Raw genomic sequence first — 26,687 nt, 5'->3', positions numbered from 1 at the left:
TGGTGAGCCCGTCACAGATCCCGTTCGTGGTGAGCCTGTCGAACCACGCTCTTTGCGTTGAATCCGCAGGTCAAGACAACCCCGCTTTGCCGCGAAAAGCGTGGTTCGACAAGCTCACCACGAACGGCATCCAAAGGGCACGCCTGCCTGCTGACTTCGTTCCGCCCGCCCCGGTTCGGTCCGGTCAGCCCGTGACGAAGCCGTCGTTCACCCATCCCGTCCACGCATCGCGCACGACCGAGTCAACGCGCGCGGCAGGTGGCCCCTGGTGAAGCCACGCCTCCAGCGCATCGAGTGCCGTCGCATCGCCCTGGGCGATCACTTCCACGCGACCATCGGGAAGGTTGGTGGCGCGACCGGCCAGTCCCAGATCGAGCGCGCGCTCCCGGGTCGATGCACGGAAGAACACCCCCTGCACCTTGCCGCTGACCAGAAAGCGGGCGGTCGCCATCACGCCTTCGCTGCGGGACCGCCGGCCGCGGCGATGGCAGCCTCGATTTCCTTGCCGGTGACCGGACCCAGGAACTGCTTGGCGACCTTGCCGTCCGGCGCAATCAGGTAGGTCAGCGGCAGGCCGCGGGGCGTGGCGAAATCCGCCGGCGGGTTGTACACGTCGAGGATGGCGATGGGATACACCACCGGCCGTTCAACGAGAAACGCCTTCAGCTCGTCGGCTTCGATCTCTTCGTACGCCAGCCCGATCACCTCGATGTGGTCGTTGTCCTTGTCCAGCGCCGACAGGTCGGGCATTTCCTTCAGGCAGGGCGCGCACCACGTCGCCCAGAAGTTCACCACCACCCACTTGCCGCGGTGCGAGGCCAGGGCGTAGTCGGCGCCATCAAGCGTCTTCACCTGCAACACCGGGATGTCGACGGTGCGGTCTGCAGGCTTTTCCGCGGCCGGATCGACGTCCTGCACGTGCGCCTCGATTGCCGGTTCCGCCGCTTCGGGAGGAGCCGAGCCGGCATTGCACGCCGCCAATGACAGCACGATGGCCAGCGACAGGGAGGAAACAGACTTCATGCAGGCTCCTGGTGGGATTCGGTGAACAGGTCGCTGACGCGCTTCTTGAGCAGTTCACGCAGCGGTACGCGCAGGTCATCCAACGCCATGCGGGCGGCACGGCCGAGCGCATCGTCATGGAACGGCAGGTGCGCCTCGGCCACCGGCACGCGCAACTGGCAGGCTTCGTACAGATCGCACAGGGTCAGGTCGTCCAGGTCGCGTGCCAGCAACCACTCGCCTTCCTCGTCGCGGCGCAGCAGGTTGATCTCGGACAGCTGCCCCAGCATCTGCTGGATCAGCGAATCGGTCAGCATCGGCTCCATCGCCAGGATCTGGTCGCTGTGCAGCCCCCGCCCCTTCCCGCGGGCCTGGGCGAAGCGCCCCAGCATGCGCAACAGGCCGTAGAGTTCGTAGCCCAGCGGCAACCGCAACGCGGCGGGCTGGTAGCGGAACGCCGCCATGCCCGATGCCAGCGAAGCGCCCAGCAGCACGGCGATCCAGCACAGGTAGATCCACAGCAGCAGGATCGGCGCTGCCGCGACCGCGCCGTAGATCTTCTGGTAGGTGTTGAAGCTGCCCAGGTAGGCGCCCAACCCCCACTTCGCCAGTTCCAGCAACACGGTCGCCAACAAGGCACCCGCCATCGCATAGCGCCACTTGATGGTCCGGTGCGGCACCACGCGGTAGATCACCACGATCGCCGCCAGTTCGATCAATACCGGCGCCACGCTGAGCGACAGCGTCTGCAACCAACGCCCGCCACTGGTCGCGAACACCGGCAATGCGTAGAACCGCGCGGACAACGCCAGCGATGCGGCGGCCATCAGTGCACCCAGCGTCAGCACGGTCCAGTACACCAGGAAGCGCGACAGCTTCGGCCGCGCGCTGCGCACGCGCCAGATGCGGTTGAACGTGGCCTCGATGCTGTTGAGCGTGATCAGCAGCGACGCCACCAGGGCGATCACGCCCACCGCGGTCAGCTTGCCGGTGTTGGCGAGAAAGCCGTCCAGCTTCTCCTTCAGGCTGACCGCCGCGCCCGGCAGGAAGTTGGCGAAGATGTAGTCGCGCAGCTGCGCGCTCCACTCCTGGAACACCGGGAACGCGGACAGCACGCCGAACACCACCATGGCCAGCGGCACCAGCGCGAACAAGGTGGTGTAGGCCAGCGAACCGGCGGCCTGGAACAGGCGGTCATCGAGGAAGCGCTTGGCCAGGAAACGGAAGAACGTGCCCATGCGTGCGCGGTCGCGCATGCGCTCTGTCCAGCGGTTCAACGAGTCCAATGGCTCCATGGGCGGAAGGGTAACCGATGCGTCATGGACGCGACATCGCCGATACTAGGCACTTTCCCGGTGACGAAGACGGTCCGATGCCCGAGATCCTGGTGCTCTACTACAGCCGCGGCGGGTCCGTGGCGCGGCTGGCGCGGCAGATCGCGCGCGGCGTGGGCGAAGTGGACGGCATGTCCGCGCGCCTGCGCACCGTGCCGCCCGTGGCCGCCGTGACGCAGCAGGCCGCACCGCCGGTACCCGAGGAGGGCGCGCCCTACGTGGACCGGCAGGACCTGGCCGAATGCGCGGGCCTGGTGCTGGGCAGCCCCACCCGCTTCGGCAACATGGCCGCGCCGGTGAAGCACTTCATCGACGGTCTGGGCGCGGAGTGGGCCAGCGGCACGCTGGTGGGCAAGCCCGCGGGCGTGTTCACCTCCACCGCCACCCAGCACGGCGGACAGGAGTCGACCCTGCTGTCGATGCAGGTGCCCCTGTTGCATCACGGGTGCGTGATCGTGGGCATTCCGTTCACCGAACCGCAGCTCAGCAGCACGCGCACGGGGGGCACGCCCTATGGCGCAAGCCACGTAGCCGGTGGCGATGACGATCCGCATCCCAGCGAAGAGGAGGCGGCGCTCGCACGTGCATTGGGGCGCCGCGTGGCCGACATCGCCCGCCGCCTGGAGACACGCTGATGGACCGTTCGCGCCTGCTGCTGGCCGCGTTGCTGCAATTGCTGGCCGTCCTCTACGCGGTGTGGTTCTACGGCGACCGCCAGTACACGCTGGCACTGCTGGTGTTCGCCCTGCCGCCGATCCTGCTGATGATCGGCGTGATGGCGCGTCGGCGCACGGCCGCGTTCTGGGCGGGCGTCTTCGCGCTGTTCTGGTTCTCGCACGCGGTGATGGTGGCGTGGGCCGATCCGGTGAAGGCGAAGTTCGCCTGGGTCGGCATCGTGCTGTCCATCGGCATCGTGCTGGCCACGAGCTGGCCCGCCTTCGCCAAGCGGTTCGGCAGGAAGGCGTGATGCGTTTCGTTGCTACGCTGCTGCTGTGCCTGCTGGCGCCCAGTGCATGGGCGCAGGACGCCCTCTGCGAGGCGGGCGATCCGGCACGCGTGGAGAACCGCGACGGCAGTACGTTGTCGCTGCGCGCCGAGTGTTCCACTCCCGCCACGCGCCGCTACGTCGCCGAGCTGACGTGTGCCGACGGCCTCGTGTGCGACCGCCTGCAGGTCGAGCAGGACGTCACCGAGACGCCCATGGGCCATGCCGGCCTGGTGGACCTGGACGGGGACGGGATGCACGAGGTGGAAGTCCGCGGCATGTGCGGCGCCGGGCCGAACTGCGAGGGCGACGTGTACCGGATCGATCCGGCCACGCGGACGCTGCGCCACTTCTTCAGCGGCGGCTATTACGAGTTGCAGGTCATCGATGGCTGGCTGGTGGAATCCGGGCGCAGCAGTTGCTGCAGCTGGGAATTCCACCTGTGGCGCCTGGAGACACCACGCGCCGGGCCGCTCGACTACGACAGCATGGACCTGATGGTGCAGGTGGATGCCGGTGGCGACGACGACGGCAACGTCACCAGCGTGCAATGCACGTTCACCCGGCAAAGCGGCGATAATCGCGTGATCGTCGCGCCGCCGTCGCCCGCGCTGGAAGCGATCTGCCGGCACTACGGCGAGCCGTACGACCTGACATCCCCGGATACAACGCCAGGCGCGCCGTGAGCGCTGGCAGGAGCATAGAGATGGACGAGCTGCTGATCGTCACCACCGGTGGCACGATCGACAAGATCTACTTCGACGACAAGTCCGACTACCAGATTGGCGATCCGCAGATCGGCATGATCCTGCGCGAGCTGGGGGTGACGTTCCGTTTCACGGTCATCCCGATCCTGCGCAAGGATTCGCTGCACATCACCGACGAGGACCGCGAGCTGATCCGCGCGACCATCGCCGCGCAGCCGACCAAGCACGTGCTGGTGACCCACGGCACCGACAGCATGGTGCAGACGGGCCATGTGCTGGCCTCCATCCCGGACAAGACCATCGTGATGACCGGCGCCCTCAGCCCGGCCCGCTTCCGCGGCTCGGACGCGGAGTTCAACATCGGCTGCGCGATCGGTGCGGTGCAGTCCCTGCCGGCGGGGGTGTACATCGCGATGAACGGGCGGATCTGGGATCCGGCCAAGGTGCGGAAGAACGTGGCGGCGAATCGGTTCGAGGCGGTTTGATACCGACAGGCTGGTGGATGCTTCGGTAACAACAAGGCCCGCTGATGCGGGCCTTGTGCTTTCACGGGAGAGGGCATTGTTCTCCGACTCTTACGACCCGATCGGAAAACCCACTCTGACCCCTGTTTCGAAGGGTCAGGCCTACGGCGGAGAGATGACAAAGGCGCAGAGGCTGGCCGACAACGGGACGGCCTTTGCGCCCATGGCCTCATAGAGCGCGATAGCCCTGAAGTTGCTGGAACGCACATTGTTGATCACAAGCTCACGGCACCCCTTGTCACGCGCCTTCTGTCGCAGCTGCTCGATCACCGTACTTCCATAGCCACGTGAGCGCTGCCGTGAATCAATCTCGATCTTCTCCAGCACAAAGCTCTCTCCGGGCTCGAACCAGCCATGAGCACGACCTACCCGGCGACCATCGAGCCACGGCTCAATGACATAGTGCCGCCGCTGCTCGCTCTCTTCGAAGCGCCAGTCTGTTTTCATTTGGAGATCGTTTGCTTTCAATGGTTCTCTACTTGTCTGCTATGGCCGGACACCTGAGTCAAGTCGCGCCGCCTCGCGGCCAGGGCAAGGGGGAAACAGGGGTCCGGAAACGGGCGCCAGAATACCTTCTCCAAGCGGATCCGCGCGACCAAGGCCATAGGTTGGGGTGAGCGCAGTGTTCTGCCGCGAATGTCACCACACGCGTGACGGGCGTCGCCCCCCCTAACCCCCACGCTTCGCCTTGTGATACGCCACCAGCGCATTCGCATGCCCGTGACCCATCTTGTGCTCCGTCTTCAGCAGGGCCACCTGCTCCATGTGCTTGCGGTCGCTGACGGCGTCCAGGACCTTGAACCAGTGTTCCACCGGCTTGCCGTACTGCTTCTCTATCGAGGGGAAGTAGGAAGCCGGGCCTTTCACCTTCTCGTTCGTCGTCATGCATCGCTCCTCAATGGAATGAGGCAGTGGCCGCCACGCTGGCTGCCATGATCTGCCCCTGCCTCACCGACGAAGGAGTAGGCAGCGGATCGACACCGCCGGCTCCGCTCGGGCTGCCGGCAAGGAGGATCTCCCTGGTCGCGAACCTTCAAGGTGAGCTGACAGGGAAGTTTTCCTTGGCATCGAGATGCTTTCAGGTGAGCCGACGAGGAAATTCTCCTGCCGTCGACGCATTCCGGTCCGGGCACGAGGCTCTTCGCCTTGGCGTTGAACCATCGAGGCGCGGAAGCGAGGTTCAAAGACTCGGCGGCGAGGAAGATTTCCTGCGGCGACCGGAAGCGTGACAGGAAAACGTACTCTGCCCACACTTTCCTGAGCCCTGTTTCCGCGGCATCCGGGATCCGGTCGAGGTTTTCAAGCACGCGGCGGCGAACTGTTTCCAAGCTGCCTGGCGCAGCGCGTTCATCCACCGCGCCCACTGCATGCGCGCGTGCGCCTGCGCATGATGTGGCGCTGCGTGCGCGCATCCATGTAAATGAATGTAGCTGATTCTCCTTGATGCGCTGACGAGCGGTATGCGACCGCTGGCCCTTGCCCACGGACCTGCGCGTTGTTCCCGTTGAAGCAGGGCGGTACACGATCGCCAGCACGTGATCCGGACGCGACACGTAGGCGCGTGACCGGAGCGCGCCGCGCAATACACGCATCGCGCGCGCTCCTCCCTGCTGCAGCTGCGGCGCAGTCCTCCCCCGGACGCACGCGCCGCCACGCTCGCCCATCCACGGCGAAGGCAGTTCACCCGATAGGAGATCTGGACATGGCAACCAAGAAGACCCCGGCATCGCGTAGCGCAGGCCGCGGATCCAATGATGGCGGCAACGGCAGGACGGGCGAGTTCAGGGGCGCAGGACCCGTACGCACCGCACTGATCCGTGGCGACACCTTCGGCGTCAGGCCGGTGCAGTACGTGGAGGTGGACGGCATGGCGATGTTCGAGGGCGACATCGTCCTGGGCACCGTGGAAGAAGTCGAACGCATGTCGGACATGCTGCGCGAGGAAAGCGCGGCGGGCGTCGTGCACGCGGTGATGATTTCCGGCGCGCAGTTCCAGTGGCCGAACTGCCGGGTGCCCTTCACCATCGACCCGGCGCTGCCCAACCAGCAGCGGGTCACCGACGCCATCGCGCACTGGGAAGCCAACACCCGCTTCCGCTTCGTCGCCAGGACCACCGAAGCCGACTTCGTGACCTTCCGCACGGGCTCGGGATGTTCCGCGCAGGTCGGACGGCGCGGCGGCCAGCAGTTCGTCAACCTCGCGGCGGGTTGCACGCTGGGCAACACCATCCACGAGATCGGCCACGTGGTGGGGCTGTGGCACGAACAGAGCCGCGAGGATCGCGACATGTTCGTCCGCATCAACTGGGACAGGATCCAGCCGGGTTTCGAGCACAACTTCAACCAGCACATCACCGATGGCGATGACATCGGACCGTACGACTACGGCTCGATCATGCATTACCCGTTGAATGCGTTCTCCACCGACGGCAGCAACACCATCACGCCCATCGGCACGGTGCCGCCGGGCACGACGATCGGCCAGCGCAACGGACTGTCGGCAGGCGACATCGCGGCGGTCAACTCGCGCTGCCCGGCCGTCACCATCAAGGAGCAGATCAAGGACAACATCGCCGATACCCGCAAGGAGCAGATCTTCGATACGCGCAAGGAGCAGATCAAGGATGTGCGGCTCGATACGCGCAAGGAACTGATCACGGACACGCTGAAGGAGCAGATCCGCGACACGATCAAGGAAGGCATCTTCGATCCCGGCCCCACCCTGGCCGAAAACGTACTCACGCCCGGCCTGCCGCAGATCTCGGTCAATCCGCAGCTCAATCCTTCGCTCGGGGGCGCGGCGCCGTTCGCCGTGGTCACGCCGCATCAGGACGGTACCGCCACTGGCACGGCGGGCACGGCCGCAGAGCTGGACGGTCATCTCCAGCAACTGGCCGACGAACTCGGCCGGCTGGATGCCGCGCGCGGCTCCCTGCAGGCGCAGTACGACCAGACACGCGCACTCCTGGAGCAGTTGCTGCGCCAGGAAGACGGCGCGGCAGGCTGAAGGAGAGCCCCATGATCGTGGTGATCTCCCACCCGGACGACGCGCATGCCATGCGCGTGGTCCGTTGCCTGGAAGAGCGCGGAGAACCCGTGCTGTTGCTGGACCTGGCCCAGCTCCCCCGTCGCGCGACGCTGACGGTGGACTATCGGCACGGGCCGCGCCCGCGTATCCGCTATCGCAGCGACGATGGCCAGGTGCACCGGCTGGACCAGGCCAGCGCCGTGTGGTGGCGCCGGCCACAGGCGCCGGACCTGTCGGACGTGAGCGATCCGCAGACCCACCTGTTCACGGCCAATGAGTGGAACGAGGGGCTCAACGGCCTCTGGCAGCTGATGCTGGACGCGCGCTGGATGAACGACCCCAATCGCGACGATGCCGCCTCGCGCAAGGCACGCCAGTTGCGCGTGGCGGCCGAAGTGGGCTTGCGCACGCCCCGCACGCTGATCACCTCCGACCCCGACGAGGCGCGCAGCTTCATCAGCGAACTCGCGCCGCTGGACGTCATCTACAAGACGTTCTCGTGCACCCATGCGATCTGGCGCGAAACCCGCCTGCTGCAGCCTGCGGACCATGCGCAGCTGGATACGGTCCGCGTGGCCCCGGTGATCTTCCAGGAGTACGTCCGTGCCCAGGCCGACCTGCGCGTCACGGCGGTGGATGGCGCCCTCTTCGCTGCGTCCATCGCATGGACACCGCGCGCCGGCTCCATCGATTTCCGCCGCAATGTGGGGGAGGCGACAATCACGGCCGAGGTCCTGCCCGCCGACATGCAGGCGCGCCTGATGGCACTGATGGAACGGCTGGGGCTGACGTACGGTGCGATCGACCTGCGGCGTACGCCGGAGGGCGAGTACTACTTCTTCGAAGTGAACACGGCGGGCGAATTTCTTTTCATCGAGGATCGTACGGGCCTTCCCATCGCCTCGGCCATCGCCGACTGGCTCGCCGGACGTCCGGCTATCCGATCCGACGCAGTTCCACGCGCATCCGCCCGGACGTTCGCGATGTCAGCGGATACGATTGCGTCGTGATGTAGTCGCCGGCCGACACCCTGCCATCGCCGTCCGCATCGAGATGGACCCAGACGATGGCGTCGGCCGGCAACGTGTCCAGTCGCAGCTCCACGGGGAACAGCGAGGCGTGCAGCGGCACCTGGGTTTCCAGGCGATGCAGTACACGCGCGGGCGCATCGGCCCAGGACGCATCGCGCACCTCGATGCGCAACGCCCCGCCCTGCGGCAGCTCGGCCCCGTCCATGCTTGCGATGTCCAGCCAGATGCTCATGGGGCCGAGTATAAGGAAATGCCGGCAGTCCGCGCCGGCACCGCTTGCCATCCGTCGGGCGGCGACGGCACGTCCAATCCGACGATGGTGGACGGTGCATCGCCGGATTCCCTGCCTAGGGCTGCGACCTGAGCTTCGCCGCCCGGTACTGCCCCTTGTCGCCGGCACGCGGCCCGTCCGGATTGGCGTTGGTGCAGACCACACCCCCGCAGATCACCGCATCCGAGGCATAGAAGGCCTGCACGACCGGCACGGCGTCTTCATAGCGCTGGAGTTCCTCTTTCGTGGCGGACAGTTCGCGGCGGTAGTAGCCCAGCACCGTCCAGGCCACCAACAGCACCAGCAAGAGGGTGGTGCCGATGGCGGCAAGCCACAGCCACACCGTTCTGCCAACGCTGCGCAGCTGCGCGGACGTGGCGGATACGGCATGGCCGTACTCGGCGGCAACGGGAGAAACCGCTTCACGGGCATCCCGCGCAATCCGCGTGCCTGCGTCCTCGACGACAGCAGCGACATCGCGATGGAACCGGCCTGCTTCCTGCCGCAGCAACTGCACGTGTTCATTGATCGTCGCGCTCATGCGCGCCTCACGCTGGACCATTTCGGCACGCAGCAGCATCAGCGCCTTGATGGCATCCGATGGTGTGGCGGCAGCCGGCACCGTATTGACGTCGTCCATGACACCTCCTCCTTCTCGACTTCCGTGTGGATGGGCTCTTCAGATGCTCAGCTAGCGCGCCATCTGCCGGTCCTGTGCCTGGGCCTGCTCGGCGGCCTGGTGCTGGGAAAGCCATTGGTCTCCCTGTGCTTCCATGTGCCGGCCTTCGGCGGAGCGTGCGAACGCGGTTGCCGCTCGATCAGCGGCCGCACTATCGCCGGACAGTGCGGCGGCGAGGTAGCGATCTACCGAGGAGTCACTGGTACCCAGTTCATGCCTTTGTCGGTCCTGCCGGTCGTCAGCGGGCGCATCAGGCCTCTGGTGGGGTGGAAGTTGCCGTGGCTCCTGCCCCTGCTCATCGCCCCGGTTCACGTCATGAAACAGGCCTCCCTCCGTCGACGTGAGCACGTATTGCCAGCGGGTCTGTTGACGGTTTCCTTGAACGGCAGCAATGAATCGGTCGTACTCCCCGGGATGGATTGTCTGGCAGCCGGCCGAGTCCGTGTTGTAGAGCGATCCTGCATGGATCTTGAAAGAATTGTTCAGCTGTTGAACGCCGTCGATGTCATTCTGGGTGAACCACCCGTCACCATTGGTATCGCGCTGGACGAGACCTGTGTTTCGGGGTTCTCTTGCTTGCTCAGGCGTTGGCCTAAGTGAAAAGTCATTGGGATTTCCCCTGGCGGGGTGCGTGGCCCTCAGCATCTCAAAGGAGCCTTCCGCCATCCGCCCCAGGTCTGGAATCGCGTCGCCATCGGCTCGCTCTCCCTGCGGTCGTCGCCACTGGACATCGGCGTAGGCAGTGTCTTCTCGACCTTGCACAGGGCGCGCATGTGCATCGTACTGTGCAGTGGGCTCTGTGCTGGCGCGATCGGCCATGAACCAATGGCGACTCCCATCCACGTCCTTCCGCAGCACCACGATATGGTCGTCATACACACCCGTACCCCGCCGCAACTCTCCGTCATGGACACCGGGAATGCGCGGATCGTCGATGGACTCCACAGTAGATGTTTCCTTTCGCAGCCCAAGAATCACGCTCTCTTCGTTACGCAAAGCGTCGAATCCGGCTTGGCTCCCGCGCGCTTCCACGATGCTGGCGTAAATGTCGTACTTCTGTTCCAGCGTCAGGCCAACCAGTTCATTGGGCGCATTCGCATCCCTGCCGTTGTACTCGGGCATGCGAGGCGGACGAGTTGCCTGTTGCAGGCGTTCAAGCGCCGGGGTCGATTCTTGCGCCCAAAATCGAACTGCCCGATCCAGTTCAGATCGTGCGCCCACTGCGACGTAGCGATCCAACGCCTCCTGCACCACCAGCCGCTCACCGGTGCGTTCCTGCTCAAGTGCTCGAAATGCGTCCGCATACCGCCTTTGCTGGAAGTGCTCGACTACCCTATCCGCTGCCGCGCGGATGTCGATGTCCGTCTCATTGGTGGGATGGGGATTCGTCATGTGGCCCTCCTGGCCGTTGGATAGCGGCATGGCTGAGATAGCGGTCCGCGAGACTGTCATACCCGGTGTCGCAGATGGACAAGACCGATCCACTCGTGCGACACGGCCAGAGTTCTTCCGATAGGGTCTCGCGCAACTCCAAGCGCCTTCCGTTCCACACTAGGAAACCGAAGTGGGCGACGTTTCTGTTTCCCCAGTAGTAATCCACGAATGCTCGCGGATCCGATGCGGGCATGCCAGGTGGCTCATAGTCGCCCTCCTGAACCGGGCGCAATACCCAACGAAGCACGGGAACGTAGACAAGTCGACTCACATCCAACTTGATATCCGCGTCACTCGCTTCACTTTTCGGCTGCAGGTAGACGCCATATCGGCGCCGCTCTTCCTTGGTCAGACGCGGCGGCGGCGGCGCTAGTGCACGCGTCACATCTTCCGGGCGCCCACCCTTCCTTACTCGGTACAAGGTAAAGTCGCGAGAGTACGCATTGCCGGAACGGCATCTACGCTCGATGGAACCTGTTGCCGAAGGCAAGGAGTCATCGCAATCGGGACCGTACACCATATACACGGTGACCTCCGGATCCGGGCCCTCAAAAGAACGGATCCAGAAAAGACTGTAGTGGTTAATTACCGCGACCACGTCGGCGCGCCGACCTAGCCCGTTGACCGCCTTAAAGCTCTGCCGGGACCTTACGATCAGCTCTCGCTCGGACGCATCCAGGAAAGGATGGCTGTCAGGCAAGTTTCTGAGAAACGAGACCAGATGCTCCGGCAACATCCCGTCACATGCCGCGTCCTCAAGTGGCGGGGCGCCCATCGCGCTACCGTTGCAGTCCGCTCCGACTTCCATGGCGAAGCCGGTGGATCTACGACGTTCGGCGCTCCCAGCCTCCGATGCACCTAAACGGAAATCCGTCAGCTCTTCTGAAGATTCAGAACCAGACGCCCCCGAGGACCTGCAGGCTGCTATTGGCAGCACTAGAGCCAAACCTGTCAATACGGCGAAGAACTTGAGTAACACGCTACAACCTCCTGTCGAGCGAAACTCCCGTACTGGCTTTTTTCGGAAATGCTCTGAGTTCATTGCCGAGCTTCCTAGATACACCAATTTCTCGATGAAAGCACATGTCCGCTCTCACACACATGGCGCCTTCTGAATGTCTTCTCACATAAAAAAAGAACCCCGGCCAAAGCCGGGGTTCTTCCTGCACCTCCCTGTGCTCCCCTCGGGGGCAATCCTCAGAAGGTGATGCTCCAGCTGTTGATGTAACCCGTGTCCACGCTCGCGCGATCACGCGCACGCAGACTCCAGTTGCCGTTGAGCGCTTCGCTGGACAGGTTCACCGTGTACGTGGTGACGATGTTGTCGGCGCTACCACCACTGCGGTTGTGCACGTTGTAGACCGACCCGTCCGGCGCGATCAGGTCGACGATCAGGTCACCCTTGTACGTGTGCACGATGTTTACGGCGACCTGGGCATTGCTGGGCGCGTTGCCGGTGCGGCCCGATACCGCGATGCTGCTGCTGACACCGGTGTTGTTGTTGTCCGGGATGTTGTAGTCGGTGGTGTTGGTATAGGTCTGCGTGCCGCCGCCCGGCGGCGTGCCGCCCTGCGCCGCCACCACCGCGCCATCGGCGTTGGCGATGCCCGCACCGCAACCGCCCGAGCATGTGCCCGGCAGTGCGCGCGCCGTGCTCTTCAACATGCTTTCCACCTGCGCCGGCGTGAGCGGTGAAGGCGCGGCGGCCTGCATCAGCGCCACCACGCCCGCCACGTGCGGCGCAGCCATCGACGTGCCGTTGTACGAGGCGTAGCTGGCACTGCCGGCGGTGGTGGTGCCGGTGTTGAGCGTGGACAGGATGCTCTGCCCGGGCGCGGAGATGTCGATGCCGGTGCCGTAGTTGGAGAAGCTGGCACGCGATCCGGCCGACGTCGTCGCCGCCACGGCGACCACGTTCGGGCAGTTCGCCGGCACGGCACTGGACACGTTGGTGTTGCTGTTGCCCGCCGCCACCACCACCGTGGTGCCACGGCCGACGGCGCCGTTGATGGCGTTCTGGTACGTGGCCGAACAGGTACCGCCGCCACCCAGGGACATGTTGATCACTTCAGCGGGATTGGCGTTGGCGGGAATGCCGCTGACCGTGCCGCCCGAGGCCCAGGTGATGGCGTCGGCGATGTCGGAGGTCAGGCCACCGCAGCGGCCCAGCACGCGCACCGGCACCACCTTGGCACCGAACGCGGTGCCGGCCACGCCGGTGGCGTTGTTCGTCACCGCCGCCACCGTGCCGGCCACGTGGGTGCCGTGCCAGCTGGAGTTGGTGACCGGCGAGCCGGCATAGCACTCGCCTGCGACGGGATTCCAATCGCCTTCGTCGTTCGGGTTGGAATCGCGGCCGTTGCCATCGCGCGACACGAAGGTGTCGCTGATGAAATCGTAGCCCGGCAGGATGTTCGCGTTGAGGTCGGCGTGATTGGTGATGCCGGTGTCGATGACCGCGACCACCACGCCCGCACCGGTGGACTTGTCCCAGGCAGGCCGCACGTTGATGCCCGAGGTGGTGGTGCCGAAGCCCCACTGCTCGGAGAAGCGCGTGTCGTTCGGTGTCAGCAATGCGTACATGCGCTGGTCGACTTCGACGTATTCCACGTTCGGGTCGGCCGCCAGCTGGCGCATCAGCGATTCGGCCTCCACCCGGTCCAGCTTGCGGTCGGCGCGCACGACGTCCGCACCGCCCGCTGCCAGGCGGCGCAGCTTCTGCAGGCCCAGCGCACGGCCACCGCGCTTGGCCACGCCGGTGCTGGCGGCCGTGCTCAGCGAGCGCTGCAACTGCGATGCATCACCGCTTTCGGCGCTGCCATCGCGGTATTTCACGATGAAACGATCGTAGCCGCCGGGTTCTTCCACTTGCAGACCGCTCATGTCCACACGCCCCGCCATCGCAGGCAACGCATACAACGAGGCGATCACGGCCGACGACAGGCACAGGAGGCGGAGGCACGAACCACGCTTTGCAATTGCAGACATCAGACTCTCCCTCAAAGGTTGAAAGCCGCGAATGCGGCAAAAGCCCGGTCGGGGGCGCATGGCTGGCACGGGAGGGGGTGGACGGGCGGTTGCGTTCGACCGGGTACACGACCACGCAGTGCGTGGTGCATCCAGAAACTAGCGGAGCGCGACCCGATGAATCAGCGATGAAAGACACACTTCGCGACAGCATGTTGCAAACGTAATCGTTGGGCTACACGCGTGTAGCGAAGTCACCGGTGGACAGCGACGCGTAGATTCATTTACGTGGTGGAGGCGTGATGGCGCGCGAATTTTTTATTCGCACGAGCGCGGTCTCCCTACGCAAAAAAGCCCGCTTTTCAGCGGGCTTTTCATCGACCGGGCGGCGAGGATCAGTCGCGCAGCTTGACCAGCCAGCCATGGCGATCCGGAAGGCGCCCGTACTGGATGTCGGTCAGTTCCTTGCGGATGCCCATCGTCACCTCACCTGCTGGCGCACCGATGTCGCCCACGGCGAAATCCTTGCCCTTCAACTGGCCGATCGGCGTGATGACGGCGGCGGTGCCGCAGGCGAACACTTCACTGATGTCGCCCGATGCCACGCCCTGCTTCCATTCATCGATGGAGACCTTGCGCTCTTCCACCGCATGGCCGCGGTCGCGCGCGATCTGCAGGATGCTGGAGCGGGTGATGCCCTCCAGGATGCTGCCGGAGAGTTCCGGGGTGACGATGCGGCCATCCTTGTACACCAGGAACACGTTCATGCCGCCGAGTTCTTCCAGGTACTTGCCCTCGACCGGATCGAGGAACAGCACCTGCGAACAGCCCTGCGCCTGGGCTTCCTGCTGCGGCAGCAGCGACGCGGCATAGTTGCCACCGCACTTCGCGGCCCCGGTGCCGCCCTTGGCGGCGCGCGCATAGTCCTCGGAAAGCCAGATGGATACCGGCGCCACGCCCTTGGCGAAGTACGCGCCGGCCGGGCTGGCAATGACGTAGTAGCCGGCTTCCTGCGCCGCGCGCACGCCGAGGAAGGCTTCGGTGGCGATCATGAAGGGACGGAAGTACAGGCTCGTCTCCGGCGCCGACGGCACCCACGCGTGATCGACCGCGACCAGCTGGCGCAGCGACTCCACGAACTCGGACACCGGCAACTGGGGCAATGCCAGGCGCGCCGCCGAACGCTGCAGGCGCGCGCCATTGGCGTCGGGGCGGAAGGTCCAGATGGAGCCATCGGCATGCCGGTAGGCCTTGATGCCTTCGAAGATCTCCTGCCCGTAATGCAGCACCGAGGCGGCCGGATCCAACGACAGCGGACCGTAGGCACGCACTTCGGCGTCATGCCAGCCATGCGCCCTGTCCCACGTGATGGCGACCATGTGGTCGGTGAAATGCAGGCCGAATCCCGGGTTGGCGAGGATGGCGTCGCGCTCGACGGACGACTTGGCGTTCGCGGCGGCGTTCACGCGGTAGGTCAACGGGGTGGCGTTCATGACGTTCATCTCTTCCTTCCTGACGGTTCTGCGTAACGGGTGGGAGTCGCGCGGGACTCAGAGCATGCCGGTCTCGAGCTTGGCGGCATCGGACATCATGTGGCGGCCCCACGGCGGGTCGAAGACCAGTTCGACATCGGCGTCGGCGACGGTGGGGATCATCTCCAGCTTGCTGCGCACGTCATCCACCAGGATCTCGCCCATACCGCAGCCGGGGGCGGTCAGCGTCATCTTGACCTCCACGTCGCGCTGGCCGTCGTCGCGCTTGCTGAGGTTGGCTTCGTACACCAGGCCCAGGTCGACGATATTGAACGGGATCTCGGGGTCGAAGCAGGTGCGCAGCTGGTTCCACACCAGCGCCTCGACCTCTTCGTCGCTGGCGTTGTCGGGCAGCGACAGCGGCTCGGTGGGCTCCTTGCCGATGGCATCCGCATCCTTGCCGGCAATGCGGAACAGGTTGCCTTCCACGAAAACGGTATAGCTGCCGCCCAGCGCCTGGGTGATGTAGCCGTAGCTGCCGGCCGGCAGGGTGACGAGCTCCCCTTGCGGCACCAGGACGGCGGCGCAATCGCGGGAGAATTGGACGGGTTCGCTGCTGCGGGAGTACATGCCGGACCAGATGGGGGCGCGCGTGGGGCGCTGCAAGGCGTCCTATTGTAGCCCCCGCACCCCTGCGGCTGCGTCCAGGCCGTATCCTTGGCGGCCCTTCCGGAGTCTCCATGCCCCCTGCCCCGCGTCGCATCCCCCGTTGGTTGCTCCCCGTGATGCTCGTCGTGGCCAGTGCCTGCGTGCTGGTGATCTGGGTGGCGCTGGCGCTCTACCTGCAGCGCCAGACAGGCTGGATGGCCCTGCTGGTCGCCCTGGACGTGGTGCTGGTGCTGCGCCTGGGCGGGATGGCCGCCGGCACGCGCCGCGCAGTGCTGGCCGCAGTGGTCACGGTGATCATCTCGGCGCTGGCGCTGTGGGCCCTGCCCGCGACCCAGCTCGGCTTTGCGTTCGGGCTGACCCCGTGGGAATCCGCACTCCGGCTGGGTGCGCACCACGGCTGGACACTGATCTCCCTCACCACGACGCCGCTGGACGTGGTGGCGCTGGTGGCGGCGCCTCTGCTGGCGGCGTGGTGGACGCGCTGACGCCGCGGCGTCAGGTCCGCTTCTTCAGAACCCGCTCACCGGTAGCCCCGGTCACCAGGTCGAACCGCTCGCGCACGAGTGCGGCATCGATCTGCGCCGTGTCGTCGTAAAGCCGCTGGCTGCACAGGTCCGACGGCAGCAGCAGGAACTGCACCTCGCAGTCGCCCCCGGCATCGCGCTGGAACAGACCGACGCCGTGGCGGCGCGTCTGCGCATGCCGGATGCGCGGCTCGCCCGCCGCCAGCAGGGCATCCAGGCCGGCGACGAGCCGTTCACCCGCAGATGCGGTGGCGGGATCCGCCTTCGCCGCATCCGCCATGATGGCCGAGAGCGTGGATGACGAGATCGCGGGCGCGGTGAATTCCACCGTGCTTGCCGAATGCTGCGTGGCGAAACTGGCATGGATGTCGCCCGACAGCACCACCGCGCCGGCCGTGCGGTCCAGCGCCGCGACCAGCGCATCGCGCTGCAATCCGAAGCCGTCCCACTGGTCGACGTTGAGGTAGAACTTCCGGCGCAGCAGTGGCGGCGCATCGAGCACGGGATTGGACAGGTCGAGCACCATCGGCGTCATCGACACCGAGCTGGCCACGAAGAATGAGCGCGTCGGCGCGTCGGCCAGTTGCGCGGCCAGCCACGCCTGCTGCGCATCGCCCAGCGCGGACGGCAACGACCCGTCCGCCCGACGCAACGCCAGCAGCAGGTCGTAGCTGTCCTTCACCACCATGTAGCGGCTGCCCAGGTGGCTGAAGAGCGCGCTTTTGCCGAAGGCCAGCCACGGCAAGCCACGCAGATACTCGTCATGGGCGTCCGGCGGAAGATCGACTTCCATGAAGCCTGGCACTGCCGCGTTGTAACGCGTCAGCACATCGCGGATCACGTAGACCGCCATCGGCTGCGTGGACAAGGCGGTGGCGCGTGCCGTGGCGTCCCGCTTGTCCACGCCCGCGTCGATGTACGCCTTCGCCAACGCACGCCGCAGTGGTCTGCGCAGGGGCTCCCAGTGCTCGTCGCCGAGATCGAGGTAAGGCATCAGTGCCGTCGACAAGGCCGACCAGTCCATGCCGAGAGCGGGCGCCAGCCGGCGCAGCGCAGCTTCGTCGTAGGCCAGCGCGCCGGGGAACGCATCCTCCGGAAGGGGATGGTCCGGACGGTGGCTGCGGTAGTCCAGCAGCAACAGGCTGACGTCGCGCCCATAGTCCAGTCGGCGCCACAGCTGCCCATTCGGGTGCAGGCGGTCGTCGTCCACGGTGTGTGCACCGGTGGCCTCCACCTCGCCGACGGCCACATCGACCGGCATGTACTCGAAGTAGGCGCGCTCAGCGTTACGGCGACGACGCACATCACCTTCCTCGCGGCGTCCGTCTTCGTACGTGGCATGGTCCTGCCAGCAGTCGTCGCTGAATTCGTGGTCGTCCCAGATGGCGACCAGCGGCGCGCGCTCCAGCAAGGCCTGCAGCGCGGTGTCCGTGCGGTATTCGCGATGCAGCTGGCGATAGTTGTCCAGGCTGGAGGCGGCGAGATAGCCACTGTCCGCAGCCCCGACGCGCAACGCGCCGGCCATGTCGTCGAACACGATGCCGCGTGCGCCGTCGGCGCGCTGGAAACTCGTGTCGCCCACCGATTCGTAGATGAAGTCGCCCAGGTGCAGCACGAAGTCGAGGTCCTCCCGCAGCAACGGCACCAGACTGTTGTACCAGCGACCGCCGTAGTCCTGGCAGCTCATGAAGGCGAAACGCAGCCGCGGCGTAGGCTCATCTGCCGCGGGCGCGGTGCGCGTGCGTCCGACCGGTGACGAGACCCACGCGCCTTCGCGCTGCCGCAGGAAACGGTAGTGGTAACGGTGTCCGGGCAGCAGGCCGTCAACGCGCACGCGCAGGCAGTGATCGTGGCTGGCGTGTGCCGTCAGTTCGCGCTCGACACGCAACTGCGAGAATGCCGCATCGTCGGCGACCTGCAGGCGCACGACGACATCGCGCCCGTCGACGTCGGGTGCGCGCGTCCACAGCAGTACGCGGTCGGGACGCGGATCGCCGGAAGCGACGGACTGCGGGAAGTCCGCGCGCGACATGCTCGGCACCTGCGCATGCGCAGGAAACCAGCGGCTGGCGAACGGCAGCGTCGCCGCAGCAAACGACAGCTTGAGGAAGGCACGGCGCGACGTGCGCGCAGACGACGGATCGGATACGGCCAAGGCAGCACTCCACAGAAGAGGCGGGAGCAACGCCATCCACAGGCCGCGGCTCGCAACGCGAAGCCGCGGAGGATCGCCGCCGCACATTGCGGTGATGTGGCAACGGCACCGTCATGGCGCAGCAACATGAACAGGTCAGCCTGTGTCGCCATACCGCTGCGCACGCAAGGCGCGGCGTGCCGCCCTTTCCCTCACGCCACGGTCCACCATGACGCCGACTCCCCGCCCCGCGCATCGCCCCGTCCGTCACGCCCTCGCTTCCGCGCTGGGCGTGGCGCTCGCGCTCTCCGCCACCCAGGCGCTCGCACAGCAGTCGCCGGACGCCGATGTCGGCAGTCCCACGCAGTTGGACACCGTCGTCGTCACCGCGCAGAAGCGCGAGCAGCAGGTGTCGGAAGTGCCGATCGCGATCACCGCGTACTCCGGCGATTTCCTCGACCGCCAGGGCATGACCACGCTGGGGGATCTGGCGGGTTTCGTGCCCGGCCTGCAGGTGCAGGAACAGAGCCCGAACAACCCCGGCTACGTGATCCGCGGCATCACCTCCGACAGCGGCGAAGCCAACGTGCAGCCGCGCATCTCGGTGTTCCAGGACGGCGTGTCGATCAGCCGTTCGCGCGGCGCGTCGGCGGCGCTGTTCGACATGGAACGCGTCGAAGTATTGCGCGGACCGCAGGGCACGCTGTTCGGCCGCGCCGCGCAGGTCGGTGCGGTGCACTACATCCAGAACAAGGCCAAGGACGACACCAGCGGTGCGTTCGAACTGGGCGCCGGCAGCGACAGCCAGCGGCTGGCCAGTGGCTACTTCAACGCGCAGATCGCACCGGAAGCACTCGCGGCGCGCGTGGCCGTCTTCCATGAAGAACGCGACGGCAGCATCGAGAACGCGGCCGGCGGCACACTCAACGGCAAGGACACCACCGCATTGCGCGCCAGCCTGGGTGCGCTGCTCGGCGAAGCCAGCCGGATCGACCTGATCGCCAACTACCAGAAGGACACGCCGCCAGGCACGGCCTTCATCAGCGGCACCATTCCGAACCGCCAGGGCAGCACCAGTCCATACGCGGATGCCGAACTCAACCGCGGCGATGAGCTTGGCCTGGACCGCACCGTGCGCAGCCTGACCGCGCTGGGCTCGTTCTGGCTGGGCGGCAACTGGACGCTGGACACCATCGGTGGCTGGCGCAGCTTCGATTCGCACGAGGAATTCGACGCCGACGGCTCGCGCCTGAAGGCGATGGAGTTCGCCGAAATTGCCGAGGGCGACCAGTTCAGCCAGGAAGTCCGCTTCAACTTCGACAACGACACCTTTGCCGGCTTCTTCGGCGCCAGCTACTTCGTCGAGGACGGCTCGCAGTACGTGCCGTTCGCCACCGACGAGCGCAGCTTGCTGGCGCTGCTGTCGCAGGATCCGTCGTTCCGGCAGCAGATCGGCGCGCTGCTCGGCGGCATTCCGTTCCCGGCGATCCCGCTGTTCGGTCCCGACGGCAATCCGCTGACCGCCTACACCCTGCCCGGCGGACTGCACACCCTGCTGAACCCGGATCACCGTGAGGCGTTCGCCAACTACGGCAGCACCACGTCATGGGACGTGTTTCTGGATGGCACCTGGCGCGCCACGCCCTCGCTTGAACTGAGCGCCGGCCTGCGCGCCACGTGGGAGAAGCAGACCGCGGGCTACCAGGGCTTCGCCGGCAACGCACCGACGCTGTTCAACGGCCTGGGTGCGGGCGCACCCGCCCCGCTGATGGGCAACAACATCCTCAACAGCGCCACCGCAGGCAAGCTGGAACGCAGCGAGAACTTCGATTCGGTGGTCGGCCGCGTCGCCGCCCGCTACGTGTTCTCGTCGACGCTGAGCGGTTTCGCCACGGTGTCGCGTGGTCGCCGGCCCAACGTCATCGACATCACGCCGCAGGGCAGCCAGGTCCTGCCGGCCGAGATCGTCAACAGCTACGAGATCGGCCTCAAGGGCGGTACGGCCGGCGGTCGCCTGGCCTATGACGTGTCCGCCTACTGGTACGACTACAGCGACTTCCAGACGCAGATCCCAAACCCCAGCGGCGGCACGCCGTTCCTGATCCCCACCAACGGTGGCAACGCCACGGCCAAGGGCGTGGAAGCCTCGATCACCGGCGAAGTGGTCGACGGCCTGGTGCTGTTCGCCAACTATGCGTGGACGCATGCGCGCTTCGACGATCGCGACGACGACGGCAACGCACAGCGCTACGCCGGCCACCGCTTCCGCCTGACACCGGACCACGCCGCCGCGATCGGCATGGACTGGCGCGTGCCGATGGGCAGCGCCAGCTTCTACCTGCGCCCGTCGTACAGCTGGAAGTCGAAGGTCTACTTCGAAGACGAGAACACCCCCGGCCTGGAACAGGACGCCTACGGCCTGCTCAACCTGCGCATGGGTGTGACGCTGGCCGATGGCCGCTGGGACCTGGGTGTGTGGGGCAGCAACCTGACCGGCAAGGACTACCTGATCGACGCAGGCAACACGGGGCGCCAGTTCGGTACGCCGACCTTCGTGGCCGGCCAGCCGCGTGCGTACGGCATCACCGCCAAGGTCCGGTTCTGATACGAAGCACTCCGCTCCATGAAAAAGCCGGGCAATGCCCGGCTTTTTCTTCGCCCCGCATGAGAACCGGTGCGGTCAGTGGCCGCCGTCGAGCGCCTTCAGTTCGCTGACCAGCGCATTGGCCATCTCGGAACCGTCGCCGTACAGCATGCGGGTGTTGTCGGCGTAGAACAGCGCATTCTCGATGCCGGCGAAGCCGGTGCCCTTGCCGCGCTTGATGACGATGGTGTTCTTCGAATTGACCACGTCGAGGATCGGCATGCCGTAGATCGGTGATGCCGGGTCGGTCTTCGCGACCGGGTTGACCACGTCGTTGGCACCGATCACCAGCGAGACGTCGGTATTGGCGAACTCGGGATTGATGTCGTCCATGTCGGCGATCAGGTCGTAGGGCACGCCGGCTTCGGCCAGCAGCACGTTCATGTGCCCCGGCATGCGGCCGGCGACGGGGTGGATGGCGAACTTCACCTTCACACCGCGATCCATCAGCTTCTGGCTGAGCTCCCAGATCTTGTGCTGCGCCTGCGCCACCGCCAGGCCGTAGCCCGGCACGATCACCACGCGCTCGGCATAAGCCATCATCGCGGCCACATCCGCAGCCTCGATGGGCTTCATGGAGCCGCCGATTTCCTGCATCGCCGCACTGCCGCCGCCGAAGTTGGAGAACAGCACGTTGCTGATCTTCCGGTTCATCGCCTTGGCCATCAGTCGCGTCAGCAGCATGCCGGCCGCGCCGACCATGGTGCCGGCGATGATCAGCGCCTCGTTGCCCAGCACGTAACCTTCGAACGCCACCGCCAGTCCGGTGAAGGCGTTGTACAGCGAGATCACCACCGGCATGTCGGCGCCGCCGATGGGCAGCGTCATCAGCACGCCCAGGGCCAGCGACAGCGCGAAGAACGCGACGATCCACGGCATCGCCAGCGTGGTCAGTGCCATCACGCCGCAGACCACGGCAGCCAGTGCGACCAATGCGTTGAACCATTGCTGGCCGGGGAACGTGTAGCGCTTGTCCATGCGCCCGTCGAGCTTGGCCCAGGCGATGACCGAGCCGGTCAGCGAGACAGCGCCGATCAGCGCGCCGATGACGGCGAGCGAGAGCGTGAACGTGGACGGTGCCGGTTCGCCGGACGAATAGCGCACCAGTTCCACCGCGCCGATCGCTGCGGCCGAACCACCGCCCATGCCATTGAACAGCGCAACCATCTGCGGCATGTCGGTGATCGCCACCTTCTTGCCCCACACCCAGTTCAACCCAACGCCGATGACGATGGCGGCGATCATCAGGCCGATGTTGTGCAGGCCAGGCAGGAAGAACGTGGCAACCGTCGCGATCAGCATGCCCATGCCGGCCCACTGGATGCCGCTGCGTGCGGTCTTCGGGCTGGCCATGCGCTGGAGGCCCAGCAGGAACAGCGTGGCAGCGACGAAATAGCTCAGCTTCACCAGCGTCAACGCACTCATGCACGACTCCCTTCCGACGAAGCGGGTTGCTTGTCCAGCCGATGATGTTCACGCATTTCGATGGCGGTCTTCAGCAGGCCCACCATGCCCAGGCCGAACGCCACCAGGCCCAGCGACAGCTGGTTCACCCCCGTGCTGTCGGCCATGTAGGCGCCCGCGAGCCCCATCGCCATCGCGCCGAGCGCGTAGAGGCTCAGCAACACCAGCATCCAGCGCCCCTTGCGTGGGTCCTGCCAGACCCGGCGGGACACCTCATTCTGGGTGCGCGTGGGATCCTGCAGCGACGACAGGCCAATGCCGATGCCCGCATACAGCAGCACGTAGTTCCAATCGTCGAAGACGGGCGACCAGCCTGTGGACCTGGTCGCCGATACCGCCCATCCGGACTTCACCGCGTAGGCGATCGCCGCCAGCATGGCGGGGTACTGCAGGTAGCTCAGCCGCTGGAAGACATCGCGCGCCGCGGCACGCGGACGTGCACGCATCACGGGTACCCCACTGTTCACTTGCCACCCGCGGGCTTGCTGCTCTTGAACATGTCCAGCATGCGCTCGGTGACCACGTAGCCGCCGGCGGCATTGCCGGCGCCGAGCAGCACGGCGATGAAACCGATGGCCTTCTCCAGCGTGGTATCGGCGTGGCCCAGCACCACCATCGCACCGATCAGCACGATGCCGTGGATGAAGTTGGAGCCGGACATCAGCGGCGTGTGCAGGATCACCGGCACCCGCGAAATGATCACGTGCCCGGCGATGGCCGCCAGCATGAAGATGTACAGCGCCACGAACCCGTCGCTCATCCGCTCCCCCATCCTGTCCACGTTGTCGACACCGTTGCGCGGCGCGCAGGGTGTGTCCGCATCATAACCGCACCTGAACCCGGCGGGTGCCACTGTCCGGCCTGTCAACCGCGCCCCGCGCAGCGCGTTCCCATGCCTGCACCACCCACCCCCGAGGACCCGACCATGAAACGCATGTCACTGCTGGCACTGACCGTACTGCTGCTGGGCACCACCGGCGTCGCCTCCGCGCGCGATGCAGGAGACCGCATCGACCACCGGCTGGATCGCAAGGGCGACCGCGCGGAGCACCGCATGGATGCGCGTGGCGACCGCATCGAACGGCGCTTCGACCGCAGCGCGCAGTGGGCCGACACCCATGGCCATCCCCGCGCCGCGAAGCACCTGGAGCGCCGTGGCGACCGTATCGACCTCCGCCTGGACCGCAAGGGCGAGCGCGCCGAAGCGCAGTGGGACCGTCGCGGCGACCGCATCGACCGCCGCCTGGATCGTCGCGGCTGATTCACGCCACTGGCCGCTAAGCTATGTTGGTGAGCACTGCCCCCAGTCCGTCGCCGGAAACGTCGCCGTCCAGCCCGCTGGCGGCGACGCTCGATCTGTTCCTGGCTGACATCGGGCCGCGCGCGTTCCGCTTCGCCGAAGCCGGCCTGCGCCATCGCGAGGATGCGCTGGACGCGGTGCAGGACGCCATGATGAAGATGCTGGTGTACGCCGACCGCCCTGCTGCGGAATGGACGCCCTTGTTCTGGAGCATCCTGCGCCGGCGCATCGTCGACCTGCAGCGCCGCGCCGGCTTCCGGCTGCGCTGGCTGCTGCCGACCGGCGACCGCGGCGAAGAAGGCCCGGTGGACTGGGCGCCCGACCACGGCGCCGGCCCCTCGCAGGCGCACGACCAGCGCGAAGCCTACGCGCGCCTCGTGCATGCCCTGCGCGCATTGCCTGCCCGGCAGCGCGAAGCGTTCACCCTGCGCGTGCTGGAAGAACTGGACGTGGCCGACACGGCGCGCGCGATGGGCTGCTCGGAGGGCTCGGTGAAGACGCACCTGTCCCGTGCGCGCGATGCCCTGCAACGGCAACTGGAGGAATTCCGATGAACCCCACCCACGACAATGACCACGGCTTCGACCAGGAAGCCCGTCGCCTGCACCGGGCCGCCCTGGCACAGGTGTCGCCACAGACGCTGATGCAACTGCGCAACGCCCGCCACGAGAGCCGGCGCAACGCCCCGGCGTCCGGTAGCCCGCGTACGTGGCGCTGGCTCACGGCGACAGCGTTCTCCGCCGTGCTCGCGGTGGGGCTGGGACTGCAATGGCTGCCGCGCACGCCGGATGCCTCCGCACCCACGGCGGCTACCGCCATATCTGCGGTTGCTCAGGCGGAGAACGACACCACCGCCGATGAACTCGGCGTGCCGAGCGCGCTCGATGAAGACCCCGACCTGTATCTGTGGCTGGCTTCCGCCGATGCCCAACCCCTCGCCATGGAGTCGACCCCATGATGGTCCGTACCCCCCGTCTTTTCTTCCTCGGCCTGCTGCTCGCCAGCGGCCATGCATGGGCGCAGTCCGCACCCGCGCCGCTGCCTGCGTGGGAAAAGCTCACGCCCGAGCAGCGCGAGGCGCTCATCGCACCCGTGCGCGACCGCTGGAACCGCGAGCCGGACGAGCGCGGCCGCATGATGGAGCGTGCACAGCGCTGGCAGGCGCTGACGCCCGAGCAACGTGCGCAGGCACGGCACGGCATGAAGCGCTTCGAAGGCATGAGCCCCGACCAGCGCCGACAGGCACGCGCGCTCTACGGCCGCATGAAGACGCTCACCCCCGAACAGCGCGCCGATCTGCGCGAGCAATGGAAGAAGATGACGCCCGAACAACGCGAGGTCTGGATGCGCGACAACGCGCCGCCGCCGCGTGACCGCGACCGGCGACCAGACCGCTGAGATCCGCCGTCAGGGGACGGCGGGCGTCGCCGGCGGCCGCTCCGGCCACACCGTCTTCGCCAACAGTTCGTCGTCCCAATCGAACTGCAGCGCGCCTTCCCTGACGAACAGCGACACGAAATTGAGCACGTTGCGGGCATACATCTCGCTGGCGTGGACCGCGCCCAGGCTGGCGAGATTGAGGGGTCCGGCCACGGTCACGCCCTGGTGCTCATAGGTCTCGCCCGGCCGGGTGAGTTCGCAGTTGCCGCCGGTTTCAGCGGCCAGGTCGACGATGACGCTGCCGGGCTTCATGCCCGCCACCATCGCCGCACTGATGATCTTCGGCGCGGGCCGCCCCGGCACCGCCGCGGTGCATACCACCACGTCGATGCCCTTCAGGTGATCCGCCAGCCGCTGCTGCTGCAGCGCGCGCTCTTCGTCCGTCAGCTGGCGCGCATACCCGCCATCGCCTGCCGCGCTGACACCCAGGTCCAGGAACTTCCCGCCCAGCGATTCGATCTGCTCGCGCGTCTCCGGACGCACGTCGAAGCCCTCCACCTGCGCGCCCAGGCGCTTGGCCGTGGCAACGCCCTGCAGGCCCGCCACGCCGGCGCCCACGATCAACACCTTCGAGGGCCGGATGGTGCCGGCGGCCGTGGTCAGCATGGGGAAGAAGCGCGGCGCCAGCTGCGCGGCGATCAGCACGGCCTTGTAACCGGCCATGCCCGCCTGCGAACTCAGCACATCCATCGCCTGCGCACGCGTGGTGCGCGGCAGCCGCTCGAGCGGGAACGCCTGGATGCCGCGTGCGCGAAGGGCTTCGTCGCGCGCGGGATCGGCCGACGGTTGCAGCACGCCCACCAGCGTGGCGCCCGTCTTGAAATGGCGGATGGCGTCGGGCGCCGGCGGCTGCACGCATAGCAGCAGGTCGGCCCCCCCCCGGCCTTCGCTATCGACGAGCTCCGCCCCCGCATCGGCATACGCCTGATCGACGAAACCGGCCGCCTGGCCCGCGCCGCGCTCCACGGTCACCCGTGCGCCTGCGGCCAGCATTTTGCGGACCGTTTCCGGCGTCGCGGCCACGCGGCGCTCACCGGTCGCGGTTTCCTTCAGTACCCGAACTTCGACCGCCATGCGC

Annotated in this window: 30 protein-coding genes; 12 read left to right on the top strand and 18 right to left on the bottom strand. The window is 66.5% G+C overall.

The genetic code is table 11. The annotated features are described in order from the left end of the window. Positions 1 to 184: 184 nt before the first annotated feature. The 3 genes from AC3DET_RS15165 to AC3DET_RS15155 are packed head-to-tail and all read right to left on the bottom strand — an operon-like array spanning position 185 to position 2,297. Positions 185 to 451: an acylphosphatase gene (locus tag AC3DET_RS15165; protein WP_488392141.1), complete on the bottom strand. Its 267-nt coding sequence runs from the start codon at positions 449 to 451 to the stop codon at positions 185 to 187. Continuing rightward, positions 451 to 1,023 carry a TlpA family protein disulfide reductase gene (locus AC3DET_RS15160; protein WP_488392140.1) on the bottom strand — a complete coding sequence of 191 codons (573 nt, stop codon included), beginning with the start codon at positions 1,021 to 1,023 and terminating at the stop codon, positions 451 to 453. Before AC3DET_RS15160 ends, AC3DET_RS15165 begins: the two co-directional genes overlap by 1 nt. Next, positions 1,020 to 2,297, bottom strand: a complete 1,278-nt coding sequence (locus AC3DET_RS15155) for a YihY family inner membrane protein (protein WP_337731313.1) — start codon at positions 2,295 to 2,297, stop codon at positions 1,020 to 1,022. Before AC3DET_RS15155 ends, AC3DET_RS15160 begins: the two co-directional genes overlap by 4 nt. Positions 2,298 to 2,374: 77 nt before the next feature. Between AC3DET_RS15155 and wrbA the strand changes: the two genes are divergently transcribed. From wrbA to AC3DET_RS15135, 4 genes are read left to right on the top strand one after another with little or no spacing between them, the layout of a single operon-like run. Then, positions 2,375 to 2,971 (top strand): NAD(P)H:quinone oxidoreductase, encoded by a 597-nt coding sequence (gene wrbA / locus AC3DET_RS15150; RefSeq protein WP_337731909.1) that lies wholly within the window; start codon positions 2,375 to 2,377, stop codon positions 2,969 to 2,971. Next, positions 2,971 to 3,303, top strand: coding sequence for a DUF2069 domain-containing protein (locus AC3DET_RS15145; RefSeq protein WP_446538032.1), 333 nt, complete (start codon positions 2,971 to 2,973; stop codon positions 3,301 to 3,303). Before wrbA ends, AC3DET_RS15145 begins: the two co-directional genes overlap by 1 nt. Next, complete coding sequence (locus AC3DET_RS15140; protein ID WP_488392139.1) at positions 3,303 to 4,007, top strand: hypothetical protein; 705 nt, start codon at positions 3,303 to 3,305, stop codon at positions 4,005 to 4,007. Before AC3DET_RS15145 ends, AC3DET_RS15140 begins: the two co-directional genes overlap by 1 nt. Positions 4,008 to 4,027: 20 nt before the next feature. After that, positions 4,028 to 4,513: an asparaginase domain-containing protein gene (locus AC3DET_RS15135; protein WP_192201835.1), complete on the top strand. Its 486-nt coding sequence runs from the start codon at positions 4,028 to 4,030 to the stop codon at positions 4,511 to 4,513. A 141-nt stretch (positions 4,514 to 4,654) separates the two neighbouring features. On the opposite strand, the gene AC3DET_RS15130 is transcribed toward AC3DET_RS15135, so the two are convergent. The 3 genes from AC3DET_RS15130 to AC3DET_RS15120 form a co-directional block, all read right to left on the bottom strand. Then, a complete protein-coding gene (locus tag AC3DET_RS15130; protein ID WP_488392138.1) occupies positions 4,655 to 4,999 on the bottom strand; it encodes a GNAT family N-acetyltransferase in 345 nt (114 codons plus the stop codon). A gap of 222 nt (positions 5,000 to 5,221) precedes the next feature. After that, positions 5,222 to 5,437 (bottom strand): DUF4287 domain-containing protein, encoded by a 216-nt coding sequence (locus tag AC3DET_RS15125; protein WP_192201847.1) that lies wholly within the window; start codon positions 5,435 to 5,437, stop codon positions 5,222 to 5,224. Continuing rightward, on the bottom strand, positions 5,434 to 6,144 hold the full coding sequence (locus AC3DET_RS15120; RefSeq protein ID WP_488392137.1) for a hypothetical protein: 711 nt from the start codon (positions 6,142 to 6,144) through the stop codon (positions 5,434 to 5,436). Before AC3DET_RS15120 ends, AC3DET_RS15125 begins: the two co-directional genes overlap by 4 nt. Positions 6,145 to 6,254: 110 nt before the next feature. Here AC3DET_RS15120 and legP point away from each other — a divergent pair, with 110 nt between their 5' ends. Next, entirely contained in the window at positions 6,255 to 7,559 is a 1,305-nt protein-coding gene (gene legP / locus AC3DET_RS15115; protein WP_488392136.1) for a Dot/Icm T4SS effector Zinc-dependent metalloprotease LegP, read from the top strand. 11 nt (positions 7,560 to 7,570) lie between these two features. After that, on the top strand, positions 7,571 to 8,590 hold the full coding sequence (locus tag AC3DET_RS15110) for an MvdC/MvdD family ATP grasp protein (RefSeq protein ID WP_488392135.1): 1,020 nt from the start codon (positions 7,571 to 7,573) through the stop codon (positions 8,588 to 8,590). On the opposite strand, the gene AC3DET_RS15105 is transcribed toward AC3DET_RS15110, so the two are convergent. The 7 genes from AC3DET_RS15105 to sufT form a co-directional block, all read right to left on the bottom strand. Further along, positions 8,517 to 8,843: a hypothetical protein gene (locus AC3DET_RS15105; protein WP_446538038.1), complete on the bottom strand. Its 327-nt coding sequence runs from the start codon at positions 8,841 to 8,843 to the stop codon at positions 8,517 to 8,519. The genes AC3DET_RS15110 and AC3DET_RS15105 overlap by 74 nt on opposite strands. 115 nt (positions 8,844 to 8,958) lie before the next feature. Beyond that, complete coding sequence (locus AC3DET_RS15100; RefSeq protein ID WP_488392134.1) at positions 8,959 to 9,522, bottom strand: hypothetical protein; 564 nt, start codon at positions 9,520 to 9,522, stop codon at positions 8,959 to 8,961. A gap of 51 nt (positions 9,523 to 9,573) precedes the next feature. Beyond that, entirely contained in the window at positions 9,574 to 10,953 is a 1,380-nt protein-coding gene (locus AC3DET_RS15095; RefSeq protein ID WP_488392133.1) for a hypothetical protein, read from the bottom strand. Then, complete coding sequence (locus AC3DET_RS15090; RefSeq protein ID WP_488392132.1) at positions 10,928 to 12,037, bottom strand: hypothetical protein; 1,110 nt, start codon at positions 12,035 to 12,037, stop codon at positions 10,928 to 10,930. Before AC3DET_RS15090 ends, AC3DET_RS15095 begins: the two co-directional genes overlap by 26 nt. 155 nt (positions 12,038 to 12,192) lie before the next feature. Continuing rightward, entirely contained in the window at positions 12,193 to 13,983 is a 1,791-nt protein-coding gene (locus AC3DET_RS15085) for a S8 family peptidase (protein WP_488392131.1), read from the bottom strand. Positions 13,984 to 14,357: 374 nt separating this feature from the next. Then, a complete protein-coding gene (locus tag AC3DET_RS15080) occupies positions 14,358 to 15,455 on the bottom strand; it encodes a branched-chain amino acid aminotransferase (RefSeq protein ID WP_488392167.1) in 1,098 nt (365 codons plus the stop codon). 57 nt (positions 15,456 to 15,512) lie between these two features. Further along, positions 15,513 to 16,064 carry a putative Fe-S cluster assembly protein SufT gene (gene sufT, locus AC3DET_RS15075; protein WP_192202406.1) on the bottom strand — a complete coding sequence of 184 codons (552 nt, stop codon included), beginning with the start codon at positions 16,062 to 16,064 and terminating at the stop codon, positions 15,513 to 15,515. Between the two features lie 110 nt (positions 16,065 to 16,174). Between sufT and AC3DET_RS15070 the strand changes: the two genes are divergently transcribed. Then, entirely contained in the window at positions 16,175 to 16,588 is a 414-nt protein-coding gene (locus AC3DET_RS15070) for a hypothetical protein (protein WP_488392130.1), read from the top strand. A 10-nt stretch (positions 16,589 to 16,598) separates the two neighbouring features. Here the strand turns inward: AC3DET_RS15070 and AC3DET_RS15065 are convergent, their stop codons facing one another. After that, on the bottom strand, positions 16,599 to 18,782 hold the full coding sequence (locus AC3DET_RS15065) for an alkaline phosphatase D family protein (RefSeq protein ID WP_488392129.1): 2,184 nt from the start codon (positions 18,780 to 18,782) through the stop codon (positions 16,599 to 16,601). Between the two features lie 208 nt (positions 18,783 to 18,990). Between AC3DET_RS15065 and AC3DET_RS15060 the strand changes: the two genes are divergently transcribed. Further along, positions 18,991 to 21,366, top strand: a complete 2,376-nt coding sequence (locus tag AC3DET_RS15060) for a TonB-dependent receptor (RefSeq protein ID WP_488392128.1) — start codon at positions 18,991 to 18,993, stop codon at positions 21,364 to 21,366. A gap of 75 nt (positions 21,367 to 21,441) precedes the next feature. Here AC3DET_RS15060 and AC3DET_RS15055 read toward each other — a convergent pair whose 3' ends face one another. Genes AC3DET_RS15055 through AC3DET_RS15045 form a run of 3 tightly spaced genes read right to left on the bottom strand, consistent with a single transcriptional unit; the run spans position 21,442 to position 23,629 of the window. Beyond that, positions 21,442 to 22,830 (bottom strand): NAD(P)(+) transhydrogenase (Re/Si-specific) subunit beta, encoded by a 1,389-nt coding sequence (locus tag AC3DET_RS15055; protein WP_337731334.1) that lies wholly within the window; start codon positions 22,828 to 22,830, stop codon positions 21,442 to 21,444. After that, complete coding sequence (locus AC3DET_RS15050) at positions 22,827 to 23,315, bottom strand: hypothetical protein (protein ID WP_488392127.1); 489 nt, start codon at positions 23,313 to 23,315, stop codon at positions 22,827 to 22,829. Before AC3DET_RS15050 ends, AC3DET_RS15055 begins: the two co-directional genes overlap by 4 nt. Before the next feature lie 17 nt (positions 23,316 to 23,332). Beyond that, on the bottom strand, positions 23,333 to 23,629 hold the full coding sequence (locus AC3DET_RS15045; RefSeq protein ID WP_056879767.1) for an NAD(P) transhydrogenase subunit alpha part 2: 297 nt from the start codon (positions 23,627 to 23,629) through the stop codon (positions 23,333 to 23,335). Between the two features lie 165 nt (positions 23,630 to 23,794). On the opposite strand from AC3DET_RS15045, the gene AC3DET_RS15040 reads away from it, so the two are divergent. From AC3DET_RS15040 to AC3DET_RS15025, 4 genes are read left to right on the top strand one after another with little or no spacing between them, the layout of a single operon-like run. After that, positions 23,795 to 24,130 carry a hypothetical protein gene (locus AC3DET_RS15040; protein WP_446538045.1) on the top strand — a complete coding sequence of 112 codons (336 nt, stop codon included), beginning with the start codon at positions 23,795 to 23,797 and terminating at the stop codon, positions 24,128 to 24,130. 23 nt (positions 24,131 to 24,153) lie between these two features. Continuing rightward, entirely contained in the window at positions 24,154 to 24,723 is a 570-nt protein-coding gene (locus tag AC3DET_RS15035; protein WP_192201868.1) for an RNA polymerase sigma factor, read from the top strand. Then, positions 24,720 to 25,127 (top strand): hypothetical protein, encoded by a 408-nt coding sequence (locus AC3DET_RS15030; protein ID WP_446538047.1) that lies wholly within the window; start codon positions 24,720 to 24,722, stop codon positions 25,125 to 25,127. Before AC3DET_RS15035 ends, AC3DET_RS15030 begins: the two co-directional genes overlap by 4 nt. After that, on the top strand, positions 25,127 to 25,567 hold the full coding sequence (locus tag AC3DET_RS15025; protein WP_488392166.1) for a DUF3106 domain-containing protein: 441 nt from the start codon (positions 25,127 to 25,129) through the stop codon (positions 25,565 to 25,567). The genes AC3DET_RS15030 and AC3DET_RS15025 overlap by 1 nt, the downstream gene beginning before the upstream one ends. Positions 25,568 to 25,576: 9 nt before the next feature. Here AC3DET_RS15025 and AC3DET_RS15020 read toward each other — a convergent pair whose 3' ends face one another. Further along, positions 25,577 to 26,683, bottom strand: a complete 1,107-nt coding sequence (locus tag AC3DET_RS15020; RefSeq protein WP_488392126.1) for an NAD(P) transhydrogenase subunit alpha — start codon at positions 26,681 to 26,683, stop codon at positions 25,577 to 25,579. Positions 26,684 to 26,687: the final 4 nt, after the last annotated feature.

This window comes from Pseudoxanthomonas sp. 97-1-1 (assembly GCF_057773125.1).
This window is presented reverse-complemented; position numbering and strand designations above follow the sequence as displayed.

What these genes read in the sequence shown, in the direction of transcription:
- AC3DET_RS15125 (WP_192201847.1), bottom strand. Translation starts at nt 5,437, where the DNA reads ATGACGACGAACGAGAAGGTGAAAGGCCCGGCTTCCTACTTCCCCTCG.
- AC3DET_RS15160 (WP_488392140.1), bottom strand. Translation starts at nt 1,023, where the DNA reads ATGAAGTCTGTTTCCTCCCTGTCGCTGGCCATCGTGCTGTCATTGGCG.
- AC3DET_RS15135 (WP_192201835.1), top strand. Translation starts at nt 4,028, where the DNA reads ATGGACGAGCTGCTGATCGTCACCACCGGTGGCACGATCGACAAGATC.
- AC3DET_RS15030 (WP_446538047.1), top strand. Translation starts at nt 24,720, where the DNA reads ATGAACCCCACCCACGACAATGACCACGGCTTCGACCAGGAAGCCCGT.
- wrbA (WP_337731909.1), top strand. Translation starts at nt 2,375, where the DNA reads ATGCCCGAGATCCTGGTGCTCTACTACAGCCGCGGCGGGTCCGTGGCG.
- AC3DET_RS15165 (WP_488392141.1), bottom strand. Translation starts at nt 451, where the DNA reads ATGGCGACCGCCCGCTTTCTGGTCAGCGGCAAGGTGCAGGGGGTGTTC.
- legP (WP_488392136.1), top strand. Translation starts at nt 6,255, where the DNA reads ATGGCAACCAAGAAGACCCCGGCATCGCGTAGCGCAGGCCGCGGATCC.
- AC3DET_RS15140 (WP_488392139.1), top strand. Translation starts at nt 3,303, where the DNA reads ATGCGTTTCGTTGCTACGCTGCTGCTGTGCCTGCTGGCGCCCAGTGCA.
- AC3DET_RS15120 (WP_488392137.1), bottom strand. Translation starts at nt 6,144, where the DNA reads ATGCGTGTATTGCGCGGCGCGCTCCGGTCACGCGCCTACGTGTCGCGT.
- AC3DET_RS15105 (WP_446538038.1), bottom strand. Translation starts at nt 8,843, where the DNA reads ATGAGCATCTGGCTGGACATCGCAAGCATGGACGGGGCCGAGCTGCCG.
- AC3DET_RS15070 (WP_488392130.1), top strand. Translation starts at nt 16,175, where the DNA reads ATGCCCCCTGCCCCGCGTCGCATCCCCCGTTGGTTGCTCCCCGTGATG.
- AC3DET_RS15155 (WP_337731313.1), bottom strand. Translation starts at nt 2,297, where the DNA reads ATGGAGCCATTGGACTCGTTGAACCGCTGGACAGAGCGCATGCGCGAC.
- AC3DET_RS15045 (WP_056879767.1), bottom strand. Translation starts at nt 23,629, where the DNA reads ATGAGCGACGGGTTCGTGGCGCTGTACATCTTCATGCTGGCGGCCATC.
- AC3DET_RS15085 (WP_488392131.1), bottom strand. Translation starts at nt 13,983, where the DNA reads ATGTCTGCAATTGCAAAGCGTGGTTCGTGCCTCCGCCTCCTGTGCCTG.
- AC3DET_RS15095 (WP_488392133.1), bottom strand. Translation starts at nt 10,953, where the DNA reads ATGACGAATCCCCATCCCACCAATGAGACGGACATCGACATCCGCGCG.
- AC3DET_RS15025 (WP_488392166.1), top strand. Translation starts at nt 25,127, where the DNA reads ATGGTCCGTACCCCCCGTCTTTTCTTCCTCGGCCTGCTGCTCGCCAGC.
- AC3DET_RS15055 (WP_337731334.1), bottom strand. Translation starts at nt 22,830, where the DNA reads ATGAGTGCGTTGACGCTGGTGAAGCTGAGCTATTTCGTCGCTGCCACG.
- AC3DET_RS15090 (WP_488392132.1), bottom strand. Translation starts at nt 12,037, where the DNA reads ATGAACTCAGAGCATTTCCGAAAAAAGCCAGTACGGGAGTTTCGCTCG.
- AC3DET_RS15100 (WP_488392134.1), bottom strand. Translation starts at nt 9,522, where the DNA reads ATGGACGACGTCAATACGGTGCCGGCTGCCGCCACACCATCGGATGCC.
- AC3DET_RS15060 (WP_488392128.1), top strand. Translation starts at nt 18,991, where the DNA reads ATGACGCCGACTCCCCGCCCCGCGCATCGCCCCGTCCGTCACGCCCTC.
- AC3DET_RS15145 (WP_446538032.1), top strand. Translation starts at nt 2,971, where the DNA reads ATGGACCGTTCGCGCCTGCTGCTGGCCGCGTTGCTGCAATTGCTGGCC.
- AC3DET_RS15035 (WP_192201868.1), top strand. Translation starts at nt 24,154, where the DNA reads ATGTTGGTGAGCACTGCCCCCAGTCCGTCGCCGGAAACGTCGCCGTCC.
- AC3DET_RS15050 (WP_488392127.1), bottom strand. Translation starts at nt 23,315, where the DNA reads ATGCGTGCACGTCCGCGTGCCGCGGCGCGCGATGTCTTCCAGCGGCTG.
- AC3DET_RS15040 (WP_446538045.1), top strand. Translation starts at nt 23,795, where the DNA reads ATGAAACGCATGTCACTGCTGGCACTGACCGTACTGCTGCTGGGCACC.
- sufT (WP_192202406.1), bottom strand. Translation starts at nt 16,064, where the DNA reads ATGTACTCCCGCAGCAGCGAACCCGTCCAATTCTCCCGCGATTGCGCC.
- AC3DET_RS15020 (WP_488392126.1), bottom strand. Translation starts at nt 26,683, where the DNA reads ATGGCGGTCGAAGTTCGGGTACTGAAGGAAACCGCGACCGGTGAGCGC.
- AC3DET_RS15130 (WP_488392138.1), bottom strand. Translation starts at nt 4,999, where the DNA reads ATGAAAACAGACTGGCGCTTCGAAGAGAGCGAGCAGCGGCGGCACTAT.
- AC3DET_RS15110 (WP_488392135.1), top strand. Translation starts at nt 7,571, where the DNA reads ATGATCGTGGTGATCTCCCACCCGGACGACGCGCATGCCATGCGCGTG.
- AC3DET_RS15080 (WP_488392167.1), bottom strand. Translation starts at nt 15,455, where the DNA reads ATGAACGCCACCCCGTTGACCTACCGCGTGAACGCCGCCGCGAACGCC.